We start from the raw sequence: 1,166 nt of genomic DNA, 5'->3' as shown, positions 1-1,166 counted from the left end.
CCAGAATGGATCAGCACCCGCTCACCACGGGTGAGCCCGGCCAGATCGACCAGCCCATACCACGCCGTCGCGAACGCCACCGTCGCCCCGGCCCCTTGCGCGAACGACCACCCCGCCGGCAACCCCGCCAGCAACCGCTGATCGACCACCACCCGCGGACCGAACGCCGCCTCGCCCAGCCCCATCACCCGATCCCCGACCCGCGCCCCATCCACCCCGGGCCCGACCTCGGCGACCACACCGGCGAACTCACCACCGATAGGCTCCCCCTGCTCGGGCACCATGCCCAACGTCACGACCACATCACGGAAGTTCAACCCGGCCGCGCGGACCTCCACCCGCACCTCACCAGCGGCCAGCTCCTGATCGGCCTGCGGGGCCGCGACCACGTCCAGCCCATCGATGGATCCCTTACCAGGACTGTCCAGCCGCCAGGCGTCCGCCCCCTCGGGCACCACCAGATCACCCGAGAAGTCCGCCCGAGCCAGACGAGGCACCAGCACCCGCCCGGCACGCACCGCCACCTGCGGCTCCTCCTCCACCCCCAGCAAAGAAGCCAGCACGGTCAGCGACTCAGCCGCACCATCGACGTCGACCAGCACGATCCGGCCCGGGTTCTCCGCCTGAGCCGAACGCACCAGACCTGAGACAGCCGCGCCGATCAAAGCAGCATCAACGCCACCCGCCCCCAAGGCGCCCCCACCCACGCTCCCGGTCTCGCTACCAGACCCGCTGCCAGACTCGGCGCCGGTCGTCACCGCGCCCGTGGTGACAAGCACCAACCGGGTCTCAGCCAGCCGCTCATCAGCCAGCCAGCCGCGCAGCACACCCACGACCCGATCCAGCTCCGACCGCAGCCCCTCCAACGGTTCTTGGTCATCTGCCCGCGGAATCGGGCAAGGGACGACCAGGGTCGTGATGCCGTCCTCACTCGCTGCCGCGTGGAGATCAGCGTATGAACGCACCCCCAGATCGCTACGGCGCAGCGCTTCGATCACCCCGCCGTCTTCACCCACCGCCTCTATGACAGCTATCCCGCCTCGAGCATCAGGCGGACTCCAACTCGGCGGTATCACCCACTGCAGGTGATGGAGCGCCTCATGCCCCGGTTGCGCGCGAGACGACAACCCATCCACCGGCAACGGCCGTGAAGTCAAACCCGTGAC

Annotated in this window: 1 protein-coding gene; it reads right to left on the bottom strand. The window is 69.6% G+C overall.

All coding sequences use genetic code 11. From position 1 onward, the window contains the following. The coding region (locus tag ACTMTI_RS56850; RefSeq protein ID WP_441129406.1) for a SpnB-like Rossmann fold domain-containing protein at window positions 1-1,016 on the bottom strand (1,016 nt) is incomplete at its 3' end. Window positions 1,017-1,166 lie beyond the last annotated feature (150 nt).

It is taken from the genome of Nonomuraea sp. H19 (assembly GCF_052068215.1).
Lineage (GTDB): Bacteria > Actinomycetota > Actinomycetes > Streptosporangiales > Streptosporangiaceae > Nonomuraea.
Note: the sequence above shows the minus strand (reverse complement) of the source record. Positions and strands in the feature narration are given on the sequence as shown.